14 protein-coding genes are annotated in these 15,891 nt (G+C 66.1%); 13 read left to right on the top strand and 1 reads right to left on the bottom strand.

What is annotated here, in order from left to right:
- The first annotated feature begins 2 nt into the window (after positions 1-2).
- Together fmt and GT613_RS10720 are read left to right on the top strand one after the other, a co-directional pair.
- Positions 3-959, top strand: coding sequence for a methionyl-tRNA formyltransferase (fmt, locus tag GT613_RS10715; protein WP_015760737.1), 957 nt, complete (start codon positions 3-5; stop codon positions 957-959).
- Positions 952-2,373 (top strand): transcription antitermination factor NusB, encoded by a 1,422-nt coding sequence (locus GT613_RS10720; RefSeq protein ID WP_161172620.1) that lies wholly within the window; start codon positions 952-954, stop codon positions 2,371-2,373. Before fmt ends, GT613_RS10720 begins: the two co-directional genes overlap by 8 nt.
- 85 nt (positions 2,374-2,458) lie before the next feature.
- On the opposite strand, the gene GT613_RS10725 is transcribed toward GT613_RS10720, so the two are convergent.
- The gene (locus GT613_RS10725) at positions 2,459-4,234 is read right to left on the bottom strand and encodes an FAD-binding protein (RefSeq protein WP_009307126.1); all 1,776 of its coding nucleotides are present in this window, start codon (positions 4,232-4,234) and stop codon (positions 2,459-2,461) included.
- Positions 4,235-4,476: 242 nt separating this feature from the next.
- Here GT613_RS10725 and GT613_RS10730 point away from each other — a divergent pair, with 242 nt between their 5' ends.
- From GT613_RS10730 to GT613_RS10780, 11 genes are all read left to right on the top strand, one after another.
- Positions 4,477-5,871, top strand: a complete 1,395-nt coding sequence (locus GT613_RS10730) for a helix-turn-helix transcriptional regulator (protein ID WP_009307124.1) — start codon at positions 4,477-4,479, stop codon at positions 5,869-5,871.
- 143 nt (positions 5,872-6,014) lie between these two features.
- A complete protein-coding gene (locus tag GT613_RS10735; RefSeq protein ID WP_009307123.1) occupies positions 6,015-7,340 on the top strand; it encodes a coproporphyrinogen III oxidase family protein in 1,326 nt (441 codons plus the stop codon).
- Positions 7,341-7,603: 263 nt separating this feature from the next.
- A complete protein-coding gene (locus tag GT613_RS10740) occupies positions 7,604-8,185 on the top strand; it encodes a helix-turn-helix domain-containing protein (protein WP_009307122.1) in 582 nt (193 codons plus the stop codon).
- 127 nt (positions 8,186-8,312) lie between these two features.
- Complete coding sequence (locus GT613_RS10745) at positions 8,313-10,094, top strand: AMP-binding protein (RefSeq protein ID WP_009307121.1); 1,782 nt, start codon at positions 8,313-8,315, stop codon at positions 10,092-10,094.
- Positions 10,094-10,846, top strand: a complete 753-nt coding sequence (locus tag GT613_RS10750) for a hypothetical protein (RefSeq protein ID WP_009307120.1) — start codon at positions 10,094-10,096, stop codon at positions 10,844-10,846. Before GT613_RS10745 ends, GT613_RS10750 begins: the two co-directional genes overlap by 1 nt.
- A 72-nt stretch (positions 10,847-10,918) precedes the next feature.
- The gene (locus tag GT613_RS10755; RefSeq protein WP_009307119.1) at positions 10,919-11,125 is read left to right on the top strand and encodes a 4Fe-4S binding protein; all 207 of its coding nucleotides are present in this window, start codon (positions 10,919-10,921) and stop codon (positions 11,123-11,125) included.
- A 4-nt stretch (positions 11,126-11,129) separates the two neighbouring features.
- Positions 11,130-12,212, top strand: coding sequence for a 3-methyl-2-oxobutanoate dehydrogenase subunit VorB (locus tag GT613_RS10760; RefSeq protein ID WP_009307118.1), 1,083 nt, complete (start codon positions 11,130-11,132; stop codon positions 12,210-12,212).
- A 3-nt stretch (positions 12,213-12,215) separates the two neighbouring features.
- Positions 12,216-13,064: a thiamine pyrophosphate-dependent enzyme gene (locus tag GT613_RS10765; RefSeq protein WP_009307117.1), complete on the top strand. Its 849-nt coding sequence runs from the start codon at positions 12,216-12,218 to the stop codon at positions 13,062-13,064.
- Positions 13,061-13,597 carry a 2-oxoacid:acceptor oxidoreductase family protein gene (locus GT613_RS10770; RefSeq protein ID WP_009307116.1) on the top strand — a complete coding sequence of 179 codons (537 nt, stop codon included), beginning with the start codon at positions 13,061-13,063 and terminating at the stop codon, positions 13,595-13,597. The genes GT613_RS10765 and GT613_RS10770 overlap by 4 nt, the downstream gene beginning before the upstream one ends.
- A gap of 9 nt (positions 13,598-13,606) precedes the next feature.
- Entirely contained in the window at positions 13,607-14,158 is a 552-nt protein-coding gene (locus GT613_RS10775; RefSeq protein WP_009307115.1) for a helix-turn-helix domain-containing protein, read from the top strand.
- A gap of 12 nt (positions 14,159-14,170) precedes the next feature.
- Complete coding sequence (locus tag GT613_RS10780; protein ID WP_009307114.1) at positions 14,171-15,844, top strand: AMP-binding protein; 1,674 nt, start codon at positions 14,171-14,173, stop codon at positions 15,842-15,844.
- Positions 15,845-15,891: the final 47 nt, after the last annotated feature.

A 15,891-nucleotide genomic window follows, 5' to 3' on the forward strand; every position in this document is an offset into this window, starting at 1 on the left:
CCATGCGCGTCGTGTTCATGGGCACGCCCGCGTTCGCGGCGACCATCCTCGACGATTTGGCGGAGCAGCATGACGTGGCAGCGGTGTACACGCGTCCCGACGCGGTGCGCGGGCGCGGCAAGCGCTTAGAGCCCTCGCCGGTGAAGGCCGCGGCCGAGCGCCGCGGCTTGCGCGTGCTGACTCCGCGCACCCTGCGCGACGAGGCGGCGCAGCGCGAGCTGGCCTCGTTCGCCCCCGACGTGATCTGCGTCGCGGCCTACGGCGCCATCCTGCCGAAGGAGGTGCTCGACATCCCTCGCTTCGGCTGCCTCAACGTGCACGCGTCGCTGCTGCCGCGCTGGCGCGGCGCCGCGCCCATCGAGCGAGCCATCCTGGCGGGCGACGAGGAGGCGGGCGTGTGCATCATGCGCATGGAGGAGGGCCTGGACACAGGCGCCTACTGCGTGTGCCGCACCGCCATCGTCGACGGCAAAAGCGCCTCCGAGCTTACCGATGAGCTGGCCGACCTGGGCTCGCACGCCCTGCTCACCGCCCTCGTGCATGTCGAGCGCGACGCTGCCGAGTGGACGGAGCAGGACGAGGAGCAGGTCACCTACGCCTCGAAGATCGAGAAGCGCGAGCTGGACCTGTCGCCGAACGACGACGTTGCGCTCGCGGCGCGCAAAGTGCAGGCGTCGAGTGCGCCGCACCCGTCGCGCGCCGTCGTCGCCGGGCGCGGCGTCACCGTGCTCGAAGCGCACGCGCCCGAGGACGCGGCGGGTTGCGAGCTGGCGGCGGGCATCCGTCCGGGGGAGGTGCGCTTCGCGGGCAAGCGCCTGTTCCTCGGCATGGCGGACGGCGCGCTCGAGGTGGGCGCGCTCAAGCCCGACGGCAAGCAGACCATGGACGCGCGTTCGTTCGCCGCGGGCGTCCAGGGAATCAAGGACGGCGGCCTGACCTGGGAGGAACCCCATGCCTGAAGCACGTGAGACGCGAAAGCCCCAAGGCTACGCCGGACCTAAAAACCCTCCGAAGAAGCCGCGCTCGAAGGCGAGCCCCGCACGTTTGGCCGCGCTCGACGTGGTGCGCGCCGTGCGCGAGCGCGACGCGTTCGCGCAGGACGTCATCGGCACGCGCATCGACCGCTCCGACCTCTCGTCGGAGGATCGCGCGTTCGCTACGAAGCTGGCTCTCGGCGTGGTCAGCGCCACGGGCACGCTCGACGAGATCATCGATCGCGCGCTCAACGCGCCCAGCGACGTGAAACCCGACGTGCGCGATGCCTTGCGAGTGAGCACCTACGAGATCATCTTCCTCGGCAAGACGCCGCACGCGGCCGTCGACCAGGGCGTGGAGCTCGTGCGCTCCTTCGCGATGAGCGCGTCGGGTCTGGCGAACGCGGTGCTGCGCAAGATCGTGCTCATGCGTCAGGCGTTTCCCTTCGGCGATCCCATGCGCGACCCCGAGGCGCTCGCGCGCCTGCATGCGTTCCCCTTGTGGTTGGCGCGCAAGCTCATCGTCGACTTGGGGCCGCAGGAGGCTCTCGACTTCATGCGCGCCTCGAACGAGCAGGCGCCGCTGTTCATCGCCGTCAACGCGGCGAAAACCTCCGACGAGGCCCTGGTCAAAGCGTTCGACAAGCTGGACGAGGGGCTGGACCCGGTATCGGTGGACGGCGTGAGCGTTGCCGGCTGCTACCGTGTGCTCGACACACGCGCGCTGCTGCTTCCCGAGGTGAAGCGGATGTTCTCGCAGGGCAAGATCCTCGTGACGGACGCCGCTTCGCAGCTGGTGGCCGCCTCGGTGCTGCCTGAGCGGAAGCCCGCGTCGCTTCTGGAGGTGGGCGCCGGTCGCGCCACGAAGACGATCCTGCTGCAAAGCGATGCGACGCGCGCCTACGGCTCACAGCTGGTCCTGTCTACGCTTGACAACCATGCGTTCAAGACGCGGCTTCTGCTGGAGCGCGCCGAGCGCTACGGCGCGGAGGTGGCCGAGGCGTTCACGGGCGACGCGCTGGAGCTGGACGCCGTGGTGGGGGACCGCGCCTTCGACGAGGTGTTCATCGACGCCCCGTGCTCGGGGCTGGGCACGCTGCGCCGCCATCCCGAGATCCGCTGGCGCATCAAGCCGGCCGACATCGTTGAGTTCGCGCGCGTGCAGCTGGGCATGCTGCAGGCTGCCGCGCCGCACGTGGCCCCGGGCGGCGCGCTGGCCTACGCCACGTGCACGGTAACCCGCGAGGAGAACAACGGCGTGGTGAAGGCCTTCCTCGAAAGCGAGGCCGGCGCGGGCTTCAAGCTGGCACCCGTCAACGGCCGCTCCTGCGTGGCCACGCGCCTGTCTCCCGGCTCCTCGGACGCCCACTTCGCCGTCCGTTTCGAGCGCATCGCGTAAAGCCTCCTCGCGCGAGGTGCCGCCCGACCCTCTCAGAGGAGGTTCGGGCGGCGTATGGAGGGGAGGGTATGCGGTTTTGCGGCGCCTAGGCTCCGGCGACGGCGTTCTTGCCGGCCACGTAGCCGTAGTATAGCGCCATCGAATGGCTGACGCCCTTGAAAGCGATGGGGTACTGCACGGCGAAGCGGTTCCCCTGGACGTTGCCTGCCACGTAGAATCCAGGTATGACCCGCTTCTCTTCGTCGAACACGTGGCATTCCTCGTCGGAAACCAGACCGCCGATGCACACGAGCATGTCGCCCTGGCGACACGGCGTGGCGTAGAACGGTGCGGTCTCCACCGGGAACAGGCGCGAGGCGATCTTGCCGAAGTCCTCGTCCTTGCCGGCCTTGGCAAGCTCGTTGTAGCGCTCGATGGACGCTTTGGCGTTCTCGATGTCGAGCCCCTTTTCTTTGCACAGGGTAAGCAGCTCGTCGAGGGTATCGGCCTTCAAGAGCACGCCGGCTTCCACCGCTAGATCGATGTTCGTCTGCGATATGTAGTCGGAAGGCGATGCGGTGGCTTCGACGCGTCCGGTCGGGCTTTCCATCTGGTAGGTCGCTTTGCCGTGCTTGATCGGGAAGGAGGCCCACTGCTCGGCCCAGTTCCCGTCGAAGAACTGGAAGAGCATGCGACCGGGCTGGTTCTCGATCTGGTTCTGCATCTGCTGGCCCGGGATGTCTTCGTTCGTGAAGCGCTTGCCGTCCTTGTTCAGGTATAGAAACGGCGCGGTGCCGACCGGGGACATGTCCATGCCCGTGCCGCCGTAGGTGCCGCCCATCCAGTGGATCATCGGGGCATGGTGCTGCTGCACGGCGGCGCCCACCCAGTTGCCCAGCTTGAGGCCGTCGCCCTGGTTGACGGGCTTGCCTTCGACGTCCATGTCGGGCCACCACACTTGGATCTCGTTCTCTACCGTGGCCGGGCAGAAGAACTTGAGGAACTCGGGATTGGACGAGTACTCGCCCGTCGCGAGGATGACGCCCTTGCTCGCGGTCGCCTTGACGTACTTGCCGGTCTCGGCGTTGCGGGCGTACACCGTGCTCACGCGATCGCCGTCCTTCTCCAGCTTCTCGGCGAAATGGCCGAAGCGCGCGTCCATCAGCCCCGTCCCGACGACCATGTCCCAGTTGGCCTCGAAGATGAACTTCTGGTCGGGATAACAGGACACCGAGCTGGGATAGCAGGGGAACGCCTCCTTGGTGAAGTCGTAGCCGTCCGGCAGGGGCACGAAGTACGGGGTGATGTACTGCTCGACGCCATCGGGAATCTCCGCGATCGAGCTTTCGGCGTAGTAGATGTCGGGCACGGCTTCGAGGTACCAGTCGAAGGCCTCGCCGCTGTGCTTCGCCCACTTCGTGTAGATGGAGCGCTTCGGGAAATACGACCCCTCTTCAACCTCGTGGTCGCATGCCTCGTCGATGTCGACGATATTCTCGCGACCCCAGCGCTTCATGGTCTCGCCGCCCATGATGGCGAAGTCGCCGGAGCGGACATTAGGCTTCTCGGACTTCTCGAACGCGATGATGGACGCGCCCTCTTCGACGGCGGAGCGGGCGGCCGCCACGCCGGCGATGCCCAGCCCGACGATGATGATATCGGCCGAAACCTCTTCTTCCACGTCCTCGGCAGCGATCTCGGGCGGGTTGACGGGCCAAGGGTAGTCTCCATTGACCGTCGCGTCGTCGGCGGCGGCCGATGCACCGGCGCTCTTGCTCTCGGTCGTCTGGGGCGCGCAGGCCGTGAGCGCCCCCGCTCCAACGGCTCCGGCACCTGCCAGCAGCGCTCCCCTTAGAAAGGTCCTTCTTGATAGATCCTCCATCGTTCCTCCTTCGATGATCGAACTTCGCTTGCAGTCGTTGGTTCTTGGGATTTCGACCATGAACGAACCATAAGGCGTTCGGCTGTCCGTGTCTGTCGCTCGATCGCGTTAGCGACGTCGTTTTTGTCACTCACAATGGGTGATTCTCGCGTTTGACAGGGTATTGTCTTATAAAATGAAGGTTCGCAGACAGCGAGTGCCGTGACGATCGTCCGGCGCAAAGAGAGAAGGATGTGCGCTCGATGGCTTCAGGTGAAGTGCGGCTTTTCTTAGAACATGCAGGCGCGGTCGGGCTGGCCGTTTGCCTGGCAACCTTGCTTGACGGGGCCGCGCCTCAATCGGGGATATTCGGGATCGGGGCGGGTTCCGAGGAGTTTCTGCTATCCTCGCTGATCTCGTTTGCGTTTGTATGCCTGCTTGCGGCGGTTCGTTTCGCCCTGTCCGCCGACGACCCGAAGCGCTTGATGGCTTTTGGCGGTCTGCTTGCCTCGCTTGGTTTTGTCGCGTTCGAATTCGTGCGGGTGCCGGGGATCGAAATTCCGATGGGCGTCGGCTGCGGTGCCCTGTTTGGTTTCGGGCTGGGAACCTCGTGTGTGTACTGGGGCGCGTCGTTCGGGTCGTTGGGGCAACAGAAGGCCGTCGCCGTGCTAGCGCTCGTCTGCCTCTTCGCCGGGCTGTTTCGGGTTGCGCTCCTGCTTCTTCCCCAGCCGTGGCAGGGCGGCCTGTTCGGCGTGCTGCTCATGCTCTCTTTTCTTCAGATGAAGAGCCAGGACAAGGACCTGCCTGCGCCGACGTCCGCCGACGAAGAGAGCGCGCTCGTTCGCACGCGCGGCATGCTCGAGCGCAACTGGGTCGTCTTTGCGGCGCTCGTGCCGTGCATTCTTCTGGTTGCGTTCAGCTGGTCTGGCAACATGCGGGGCGCGGACATGGTCAACAATCCGCAAATCGAGACTTCATGGGGGCTTGTCGCGGGGATGATGCTGAGTGCGGTGCTGTTCCTGTTCCTTTCGCGGTGGAAGCAGGGGCGCTTGGTCGACGATGCTTTCGTGGTGGTGCCGGTGCTGGCCACGGCGGGAGTAATGGTCAGCTGGTTTCTTGGCGCCTGGGAGCAAGGCTTCGGGCAAGTGGCATCCAACATCCCTTTGGGATTCCTGCAGGCTTCGGTAGTGACTTTGCTGATAGCGGGATTCAGCAAGGAAGTGAGAAACGGGCTTGCCTCGGCGTTTGTTTCGGGACTGTGCTGCGCCGCCTTGGCGATCTTGTTCTTAGGCTTCTTCGTGGTCTGGCCGTTGTTAGGCGATCGGATTGCCAGCGGCGTCAGCCTGTCGTTCGAAGCGGTCTACCTGGCCGCCGTCGCCGTCCGGCTGGCCGTTCGTTCCCATGTCTCGGCGACGGCGCCGCTTCCGAGCGCGGAGAAGAACGCCGACGAGCGTTGCCTTGCCCTCGCGAGCCGCTACGGTCTTTCGAAGCGCGAGCTGGAAACGCTCGTCTACCTGGCTCAAGGCAGGAGCGCCCCTTACATCGCCGACGAGCAGTTCCTGTCGGTGAACACGGTGCGAACCCACATCAAGCGCATCTACGCCAAGATGGATGTCCATTCGAAAGAGGAGCTGCTCGACTTGTTCCATAAAAGCTGAAAATGCCGTTGCGGCGAGGATACGGGCCCGGGACATGCGCCCGGGCCCGTTTTTCTTTATGGACGAGGACGAATGGCGGGTGCAAATCTCCGGAAAAGCCTTACTATGGGAACCGAAATCTTTGAAGCGAATAGGAGACTCACATGCTTTCCGAGCGCATACTGTCGCGCCTGATCCACACCATGACCAAGCAGCATCTGGCGCTCAACCCCACGAGCGAGACCACGATGCCCCCGGCGACGCCGGGGCAGAAGTACATGCTGTACATGCACGTCCCCTTCTGCGAGCGCCTGTGCCCGTATTGCAGCTTCAACCGCTACCCGTTTCGCGAGGAGGTCGCCCGGCCCTACTTCGCGAACATGCGCAAAGAGATGCTGATGCTGAAGGACCTCGGCTACGACTTCGAGAGCATCTACGTGGGCGGCGGCACGCCCACCGTCATGATCGACGAGCTGTGCGAGACGCTCGATCTGGCGCGCGACGAGTTCAACATCAGGGAGGTGGCCTCCGAGACCAACCCGAACCACCTGACGCAGCCGTGGCTGGACAAGCTGCAGGGCCGCGTGCAGCGTCTGAGCGTGGGCGTGCAGAGCTTCGACGACGATCTGCTCAAGCAGATGGACCGCTACGAGAAGTACGGCAGCGGCGACGTCATCCTGGAGCGCATCGCCGAGGCGGAGCCGTACTTCGACTCGCTGAACGTTGACATGATCTTCAATTTCCCCTCGCAGACTGAGGACGTTCTCATGGCCGACCTCGAGAAGATCGCGCTGTCCGGTTGCCGCCAGACCACGTTCTCGCCGCTGTACGTGTCGTCGGCCACTACGCGCAAAATGGCCGCTACGTTAGGCGCGATGGACTACGACCGCGAGTACCGTTACTACCAGATCCTCGACGGCGTGCTGGCCGGCGGCGACGACCCGCTGTTCGACCGCACCACGCTGTGGACGTTCACGCGCCCCGACAAGGAAGGCAAGCCGGCCGACGCGCCTCAGATCGACGAGTACCAGGTGAACTACGACGAGTACCCGGCCATCGGCAGCGGCTCCATCACGCATCTGAACGGCTGTTTGTACGTGAACAACTTCAGCATCAAAGACTACAACGCGGCCATCGAGAGCGGGCGCATGTCCATCATGGGCAAGACCGAGATGAGCAAGCGCGACCTCATGCGCTACCGCTTCCTGCTCGATCTGTACAAGCTGCGCCTGGACAAGCGCGCCTTCGAGCGCGACTTCGGCTGCAGCATCGAGACGGGCCTTCCCATGGAGCTGGCGTTCATGCGCTTGAGCAGGGCGTTCGAAACCGACAACGCCGACGAGCTGACGCTGACGCCCATCGGGCGCTACCTGACCGTGGTCATGTACCGCCAGTTCCTCAGCGGCATGAACAACCTGCGCGACCAGGCGCGCGCCGCGCTGACCGGCCCGGAGCGCGAGCTCCTGTTCGGCGAGGGCGTCCCCGCCTAAGAGATTGTCATCCTGAGCGCAAGCCGAAGGCCGGAGTCGAAGGATCCCGCACGGCGTCAGTCGGGGCGCTTCCGGCTATCGCCGCGCGGGGTCCTTCGACTACGCAGCGTCGCTGCTCCGTTCAGGATGACAACTGGGTCGTCGTCACCCGCGGGCCGCTTTTTTGTTTCCAAATGGTTTCGTCTTCCCCTGAATCGAAGCGGTTTGCTATACAATAGATAGACTTTTATTCCGACGACATACCAGAAGGAGGTCAAGCGAGCATGGAGCCGAACATCGAAGAGGTGGCTGGGCGAATTCGGGCCCTGCGCGAAGACCTCGACATCACCATGCAGGAGATGGCCGACGCGACGGGACGCTCGACAGCCGAGTACGCCGCGCAGGAATCGGGGCAGCACGACCTGTCGTTCACGTTCCTCTACAAGTGCGCGCAGCGCCTGGGCGTCGACGTCATCGAGCTTCTGACCGGCGAGGATCCGCATCTGTCGGGCTATTCGCTGACGCGCGCCGCGGAAGGCCTGTCCATCAAGCGCCGCGCGGGCTTCGAGTACCTGCACAAGGCCCCCCATTTCAAGAACAAGCTGGCCGAGCCCTTCCTGGTGACGGCGCCGTACCTCGAGGAAGAGCAGGACGCGCCCATCCACCTGTCCTACCACAAGGGCCAGGAACTCGACTACATCATCTCGGGTCGCATGCGCTTCGCCTACGAGGACCATATCGAGGAGCTCGAGGCGGGCGATCTGCTCATGTACGATTCCGGCCGCGGCCACGGCATGATCGCCACGGGCGGCGAGCCGTGCACCTTCCTCGCGGTGGTCATGAAGCCGAACGGGGAGATTATCTAGGCGCAGCGCCCCGGGCAGGCGGCGAGAAGCCGAACGAAGCCCCGGCGCATGCGCCCCGCATCCGATGATCCCATCCGTCTCGCGGCGGATCCTTCCGCTGCATCGATCTTCCGAGAAAGACACCATCATGAGAAACATCAACCTCCGCTACGTGAACGAAGCCTACGACGAGGGCGGCGTGCTCGTCTCGTTCGACGTGAACTGCCCGGCAGACTTCAACTTCGGCTACGACGTGGTCGACGACATCGCCGCGAACGACCCCGACCGCCGCGCCATGGTGTGGTGCAACCCCGAGGGCGAGAACCACGTGTTCACGTTCGCCGACATGAAGCGCTGGTCGGACAAGACGGCGAACTTCCTGGCCGAGCAGGGCATCGGCCGCGGCGACATGGTCATGGTCATCCTGCGGCGCCACTACCAGTTCTGGTTCGTGGCCACCGCGCTGGCGAAGCTGGGCGCCGTCATGGTGCCCGCCACCTTCATGCTCAAGGAGCACGACCTGGAATACCGTCTGAACGGCGCGTCCGTCAAGGCCGTCATCGCCACGTCGCTCGGCGACATCGCGGAAGTGTGCGACCGCGTGGCCGACGCGTGCCCCACGCTCGAGCGCCGCATCCTCGTGAACGGCGCGGGCGGCGGCCTCACGCCCGAGGACGCCGACGGCAACCTCGTGTTCCCCGACGACGGCCTGCCGCTGGGCGAGGCGCTGTCGGGGCCGGAGGGCGTGTGCGCGGCGGGCGTCGAGCGCGCGGGCTGGCTCGACTTCAACACGTGCGTGCGCGCCGCGTCCGAGGACTTCGAGCGCCGCGAGACGGCGGCGGCCGACCCCATGCTCATGTACTTCTCGTCCGGCACGTCGGGCAACCCCAAGATGGTGCTGCACGACTCCGAGTACGCCATCGCGCACCTCGTCACCGCGAAGCACTGGCACAACGTGGATCCCGACGGCCTGCACTTCACCATCGCCGACACGGGCTGGGGCAAGGCCGTGTGGGGCAAGTACTACGGCCAGTGGCTCATGGAGGCGTGCGTGTTCACGTACGACTTCGACCGCTTCCACCCCTCCGAGATCCTGTCGCTCATCGGCGAGCACCGCATCACCACGCTGTGCTGCCCGCCCACGATGTACCGCATGATGATGACCGAGAACGTCGACGCCTACGACCTGAGCTCGCTTCGGTACTCCACGACGGCGGGGGAGGCCTTGAACCCCGATCTGTTCGATTTCTGGAAGGAGCACACGGGACTCGTCATCTACGAGGGCTTCGGGCAGACCGAGACGCCGCTGACCATCGCGAACCTGACGAACTCCGCCCCGCGCCCCGGCTCCATGGGCAAGCCGGTGCCGCTGTACAACGTGGAGATCCAGCGCGACGACGGCACCCGCTGCGCGGTGGGCGAGACGGGCGAGGTGTGCATCGACATCCACGAGAAGGCCGCCGGCATCATGCTGGAATACTACCGCGATCCCGAGAAGACCGCGGCCGCCATGCACGATGGCTGGTACCACACCGGCGATACCGCGTGGTGCGACGAGGACGGCTACTTCTGGTACGTCGGGCGCAACGACGACGTGATCAAGTCGAGCGGCTACCGCATCGGCCCCTTCGAGATCGAGAGCGTGCTTCTGGAGCACGAGGCGGTGCGCGAGTGCGCCGTCACCGGCGTGCCCGATCCCACGCGCGGCAAGGCCGTGAAGGCCACCGTCGTTTTGGCCGAGGGCTTCGAGGGCTCATCCGAGCTGACGCGCGAGCTGCAGACCTGGGTGAAGCGCAAGACCGCGCCGTACAAGTACCCCCGCATCGTGGAGTACGTGGACGCGCTGCCCAAGACCGTGAACGGCAAGATCCGCCGCGCGGCCATCCGCGAGTCGGACGAGGCGGCGAAGGCCCCGGAAGGCCTCGTGTGATGGCGGTAGAAGACGCAGCCCCGCCGCTTCCCCTCGATGCGCCTGTAGCCGTGGTGTGCGGGCACTACGGCGTGGGCAAGACGAACCTGACGCTCAACATCGCGCTCGACGCGGCTGCGGCGGGGCGCGCGGTCACGGTGATCGACCTCGACGTGGTGAACCCCTTCTTCCGCTCCAGCGACTACCGCGCGCTGCTCGACGAGCGCGGCATCCGCCTGGTCGCGCCCGTGTTCGCAGGCACGAACGTGGACGGGCCCAGCCTGTCGGGCACCATCGAACCGGCTATCGACACCGCGCAGCGCGCCTGGCGCGACGGCGACGAGCGCCCTCTCGTGCTCGTCGACGCGGGCGGCGACGACGCGGGCGCCACGGCGCTCGGGCGCTTCGCGCGCACGGTCGAGCAGGCTCCCTACGAGATGCTGTACGTGGTGAACCGCAGCCGCAACCTCACGCAGGAGCCCGCCGAGGCGGTGGAGGTGCTGCGCGAGATCGAGGCGAAGTCGCACCTGCGCGCCACGTGCGTCGTGAACAACACGCACCTGCAGCGCGACACCGACGCCCAGGTCGTGGAGCAGGGCGTGCCGTTCGCGCAAGCGGTCGCGCAGGCGGCCGGGCTGCCCCTGGCATGCACCACGGTGCCCGCCGCGGCGGCGCGCCAGGTCGCCGACCGGGAAACTACCCACCGCGCGCCGAATGAGGATCGGCAAACGTACTATCCTGTGCAAGTATATGTAAGAACTCCCTGGGAATAGACAAGAGAGCTGCGCGCCGGACGGTTCCAGTCCGGCCGTTTATGCATTCGGACGAGACGAGGAAGGCGAATCATGGCGAGAATCAGCGTAGACGACTCCTTCTGCAAGGGGTGCGGCCTGTGCGTCGACGCATGTCCCGAGCAGATCATGGCGCTCGACCACGACAAGATCACCGCGAAGGGCTACCACCCCGCGTACTGCACCGACCTGGACGCGTGCACGGGCTGCATGTCCTGCGCGGTCATGTGCCCTGACGTAGCGATCACGGTAGAGAGGTAGACCCATGGCAGAGAAAGTGCTCATGAAGGGTAACGAGGCTTTGGCGGAGAGCGCCCTGCGCGCCGGCTGCCGCTTCTTCTTCGGCTACCCCATCACGCCGCAGACCGAGCTCGCGGCCTACATGTCCAAGCGCATGGAGAAGGTCGGCGGCACGTTCTTGCAGGCCGAAAGCGAGATCGCGGCCATCAACATGGTGTACGGGGCGGCTGCGGCCGGCGCGCGCGTCATGACGTCGTCCTCGTCGCCGGGCATCTCGCTCAAGGGCGAGGGCATCTCCTACATGGCCGGCGCCGATCTGCCCGGCGTCATCATCAACGTGCAGCGCGGCGGCCCGGGCCTCGGCGGCATCCAGCCGTCGCAGGCCGACTACTGGCAGGCCACGCGCGCGCTCGGCCACGGCGACTTCCGCGTGGTGGTGTACGCGCCGTCCACTGTCCAGGAGATGGCCGACTACGTGTACTCGGCCTTCGACGTGGCCGACAAGTACCGCACGCCCGTCATGATCCTGGCCGACGGCATGCTGGGCCAGATGATGGAGCCCGTGGTCATGCCCGAGCCCATCGACTCGCTGCCCGAGAAGCCCTGGGCCACCAACGGTCACAAGCACCGGCGTCCCCACAACGTGGTGAACTCGCTGTACCTCACCGCCGAGGCCCTGGAGGACCTCAACGTGGAGCGCTACGAGCGCTACGCCGCCATCGAGCGCGACGAGCAGCGCGCCGAGTCGTTCATGACCGACGACGCCGACATCGTGGTGGTCGCGTTCGGCGCGAGCGCCCGCGTGGCGCGCAGCGCGGTGGTCGCGGCTCGCGAGAAGGGCGTCAAAGCCGGCCTCATCCGCCCCATCACCCTGTGGCCGTTCCCCGTGGACGCCATCGAGGCCACCATCCCTCAGGCGAAGGCCTACCTGTCGGTGGAGATGAACATGGGCCAGATGGTGGACGACGTGCGCCTGACCGTGGCCGGCCGCCGTCCGGTGGATTTCTACGGCCGCACCGGCGGCGTCATCCCGACGCCGGTGGAGGTGCTGGCCAAGCTCGAGGCTATGAACGAAGCAATCGCCGCATCCGCGAAAGGAGGGGAGTAGGCCATGGCCGACAAGGAAATGAAAGTCGTGTTCGAACGACCCCATGCGCTCCTGCCCGTCGTCACCAACTACTGCCCTGGGTGCGCCCACGGCATCGTCAACCGCCTCGTGGCCGAGTGCCTCGACGAGCTGGACGTGGAAGGCTCCACCGTGGGCATCGCCCCCGTCGGCTGCACCGTCACGTCCTACGACTTCTACGGCTGCGACATGATCGAGGCCGCGCACGGCCGCGCCCCGGCGGTGGCCACCGCGGTGAAGCGCGCGCTGCCCGACGGCGTGGTGTTCGCCTACCAGGGCGACGGCGACCTGGCGTCCATCGGCATGGCCGAGACGGTCCACGCGGCCACGCGCGGCGAGAACATCACCGTCATCTTCGTGAACAACGCCATCTACGGCATGACGGGCGGCCAGATGGCCCCCACGAGCCTGCCGAACCAGGTGACCCAGACGTCCCCCTACGGCCGCAACACCGAGACGGCCGGCTTCCCCATCCGCGTGTGCGAGCTTCTGAGCTCGTTGGACGGCGTGGCGTACCTCGAGCGCGTCACCGTCGACTGCCCGAAGAACGTGCGCAAGGCGAAGAAGGCCATCAGACGAGCGTTCCAGACGCAGATCGACGGCCGCGGCTACTCGCTCGTCGAGATCGTGGGCACGTGCCCGACGAACTGGGGCATGACGCCGCAGGACGCGTTCGCCTGGATGAACGAGAACATGCTGCCGTACTATCCGTTGGGCGTGTACAAGGACGTGGTGGCCGAGGGCTACGCGGACGCGGCCGAGGCGGCCTCGGCGCGCAACGCCGCATGCCCCATCGCGCACCCCGACTCGCAGGTGGAAGGAGGCGCGCGATGAGCCGCTCCGTCAACATGGTGCTGGCCGGCTTCGGCGGCCAAGGCGTGCTGTTCGCCGGCAAGCTGATCGCCTACGCCGGCTTGCTGGAAGACCGCGAGGTGTCGTGGCTGCCCTCCTACGGCCCCGAGATGCGCGGCGGCACCGCCAACTGCAGCGTGTGCCTCTCCGACGACCCCATCGGCAGCCCGCTCGTGCTCGCCCCCGACGTGCTCGTTGCCATGAACCAGCCGTCCCTCGACAAGTTCGAGGCAAGCGTGGCCGAAGGCGGCATCGTGGTGGCCGACTCCACGCTCGTCCAGCGCATCCCCGAGATCGAGGGCGTGCGCATGTGCGCCATCCCCGCGACGGCCATGGCCGAGGAGGCCGGCTTCAAGAAGCTGGCGAACATCATCCTTGCCGGCAAGCTGTTCGCCGAGACGCGCTTCTGCGAGGAGGAGACCCTCTGGAAGGCCATCGAGAAGTGCGTGCCCGCCAAGAAGACGGCGATGCTCGACATGAACAAACGGGCCCTGCAACTGGGAATCGACGCGTAAGGAGCGACCATGGTAGCTGAACTGGCCGAGATCGGCCTGCGCATCAAGGGCCTTCGCGAGGCGTGCGACGTCTCGCGCGAGGACATGGCGGCCGAGCTGGAGGTGCCGCTGGAAACGTACGCGCGCTGGGAGGAGACCGGCGACGACGTGCCCATCTCGGCCATCTACCACATGGCCCATCACTTCGGCGTGGAGTTCACCGAGATCCTCACGGGGACCGCGGCCAAGCTGGACACGTACCAGGTGGTGCGCTGGGGCGAAGGGCGCGAGGTCGACCGCTATCCGGGGTACCACTTCGAGGACCTCGCCTGGCGCTACACCGGCAAGATCATGCAGCCGCTGCTCGTGGTGCTCGACCCCTCCGACGAGCCGGCGAAGCTCGTCACGCACACCGGCCAGGAGTTCAACCTCGTCATCGAGGGCACCGTCGTGGTCACCTGGGCCGATAAGGAGTTCGAGCTCAACGCCGGCGACAGCATCTACTTCAACCCGGAGCACCCGCATGGCCAGCGCTGCGGCGGAGATGTCCCTGCAAAATTCGTGACGATCATCGCAGAGTAGGAAGCACAGCCCGTGAACCATATCCTGAAAAAATACTGCCCCCGCATCGAGTTCGATTCGTACGAGGACTTCTACGAGAACTTCAAGATCGACGTGCCCGAGGCGTTCAACTTCGGCTTCGACGTCGTGGACGAGTGGGCGCGCGTCGAGCCCGAGAAGCGCGCGCTCGTGTGGTGCGACGACCGCGACGAGGAGCGCACCTTCACGTTCGCCGACCTGTCGAGGCTGTCGAACCAGGCGGCCAACGCGTTCGCCAAGCTGGGCATCGGCAAGGGCGACGTGGTCATGATGATCCTGCGCCGCCGTTGGGAGTACTGGGTGTGCGCCGTCGCCCTGTGCAAGCTGGGCGCCACCATCATCCCGGCGTCGCTGCAGCTGACGAAGAAGGACATCGTCTACCGAGCCGACAGCGCGCGCGTGAAGGCGGTCGTCTGCGTGAACGACGAGTACGTGTGCGGCCAGATGGAGGAGGCGCTGCCCGAATCGCCGTCCATCGAGAACCGCATCATCGTGGCGGGCGAGCGCGACGGCTGGACGCCCTTCGACGAGCTGATCGAGGGCGAGTCCGGCGAGTTCGAGCGCCCGACGGGCGAAGGGGGCGTCACGAGCAAGGACATCATGCTCGTCTACTTCACGTCCGGCACCACGGGGCTCGCGAAGGCCGTGTGCCACAACTTCGCGCATCCGCTAGGCCACATCATCACCGCGAAGTACTGGCAGCAGGTGGAGGAGGACACGCTGCACATGAGCGTGACCGACAGCGGCTGGGCGAAGTTCGGCTGGGGCAAGATCTACGGCCAGTGGATCGCCGGCGCCACCATCTTCGCCTACGACATGGACAAGTTCGTGCCCACGAAGCTGCTGCAGAAGATCCAGGACTACAAGCTGACCACGTTCTGCGCGCCGCCCACCATGTACCGTTTCATGCTGCAGGAGGACGTGAGCGCCTACGACCTGTCGAGCGTGCACAACTTCGCCACGGCGGGCGAGCCGCTGAACGCCGAGGTCACGCTGGCTTGGGAGCGTCTGACGGGCAAGAGGATCCGCGAGGGCTTCGGCCAGACCGAAGGCCCGGTGCTGCTGGCGACGTTTCCCTGGGTCGACCCGCGCCCGGGCTCCATGGGCAAGCCCTCGCCGCTTTTGAACATCAAGCTGCTGGACGACGACGGCAACGAAGTGCCCGACGGCGAGGAGGGCGCCATCTGCGTGACGGGGCTCAAGGAGGCTTATCCGCCGGGCCTGTTCGTGGGGTACTACCGCGACGAGGACCGCACGCGCGAGGCCGTGGGCGGGGAGTACTACAACCTGCACGACATGGCGTGGCGCGACTCCGACGGCTACTGCTTCTTCGTGGGCCGCAACGACGACGTCATCAAGTGCTCGGGCTACCGCATCGGGCCCTTCGAGGTGGAGAGCGCCCTCGTGGAGCATCCTGCCGTGGTGGAATGCGCCGTCACGGCCGCGCCCGACCCCATCCGCGGCAAGGTGGTGAAGGCCACCATCGTGCTGGCGCGCGGCTACGAGCCCTCCGACGAGCTGGTGCGCGAGCTGCAGAACCACGTGAAGCACACGACGGCGCCCTACAAGTACCCGCGCATCGTGGAGTTCGTCGACGAGTTGCCCAAGACCATCGGCGGCAAGATCAAGCGCAAGCTGATCAGGAACAACGACGGCATCGAGGATTAAGGGGCCGGCCTGCCGGCCGCGTCGGCGGCCGACAGGCCCGGCTTTGC

It is taken from the genome of Eggerthella sp. BIOML-A4 (assembly GCF_009875575.1).
GTDB classification, from domain to species: domain Bacteria; phylum Actinomycetota; class Coriobacteriia; order Coriobacteriales; family Eggerthellaceae; genus Eggerthella; species Eggerthella lenta.

Bases quoted from the DNA above. Each gene is read 5' to 3' on its own strand.
- GT613_RS10765 (WP_009307117.1), top strand. From the start codon at position 12,216: ATGGCCGACAAGGAAATGAAAGTCGTGTTCGAACGACCCCATGCGCTC.
- GT613_RS10750 (WP_009307120.1), top strand. From the start codon at position 10,094: ATGGCGGTAGAAGACGCAGCCCCGCCGCTTCCCCTCGATGCGCCTGTA.
- fmt (WP_015760737.1), top strand. From the start codon at position 3: ATGCGCGTCGTGTTCATGGGCACGCCCGCGTTCGCGGCGACCATCCTC.
- GT613_RS10725 (WP_009307126.1), bottom strand. From the start codon at position 4,234: ATGGAGGATCTATCAAGAAGGACCTTTCTAAGGGGAGCGCTGCTGGCA.
- GT613_RS10755 (WP_009307119.1), top strand. From the start codon at position 10,919: ATGGCGAGAATCAGCGTAGACGACTCCTTCTGCAAGGGGTGCGGCCTG.
- GT613_RS10740 (WP_009307122.1), top strand. From the start codon at position 7,604: ATGGAGCCGAACATCGAAGAGGTGGCTGGGCGAATTCGGGCCCTGCGC.
- GT613_RS10760 (WP_009307118.1), top strand. From the start codon at position 11,130: ATGGCAGAGAAAGTGCTCATGAAGGGTAACGAGGCTTTGGCGGAGAGC.
- GT613_RS10745 (WP_009307121.1), top strand. From the start codon at position 8,313: ATGAGAAACATCAACCTCCGCTACGTGAACGAAGCCTACGACGAGGGC.
- GT613_RS10720 (WP_161172620.1), top strand. From the start codon at position 952: ATGCCTGAAGCACGTGAGACGCGAAAGCCCCAAGGCTACGCCGGACCT.
- GT613_RS10735 (WP_009307123.1), top strand. From the start codon at position 6,015: ATGCTTTCCGAGCGCATACTGTCGCGCCTGATCCACACCATGACCAAG.
- GT613_RS10770 (WP_009307116.1), top strand. From the start codon at position 13,061: ATGAGCCGCTCCGTCAACATGGTGCTGGCCGGCTTCGGCGGCCAAGGC.
- GT613_RS10730 (WP_009307124.1), top strand. From the start codon at position 4,477: ATGGCTTCAGGTGAAGTGCGGCTTTTCTTAGAACATGCAGGCGCGGTC.
- GT613_RS10775 (WP_009307115.1), top strand. From the start codon at position 13,607: ATGGTAGCTGAACTGGCCGAGATCGGCCTGCGCATCAAGGGCCTTCGC.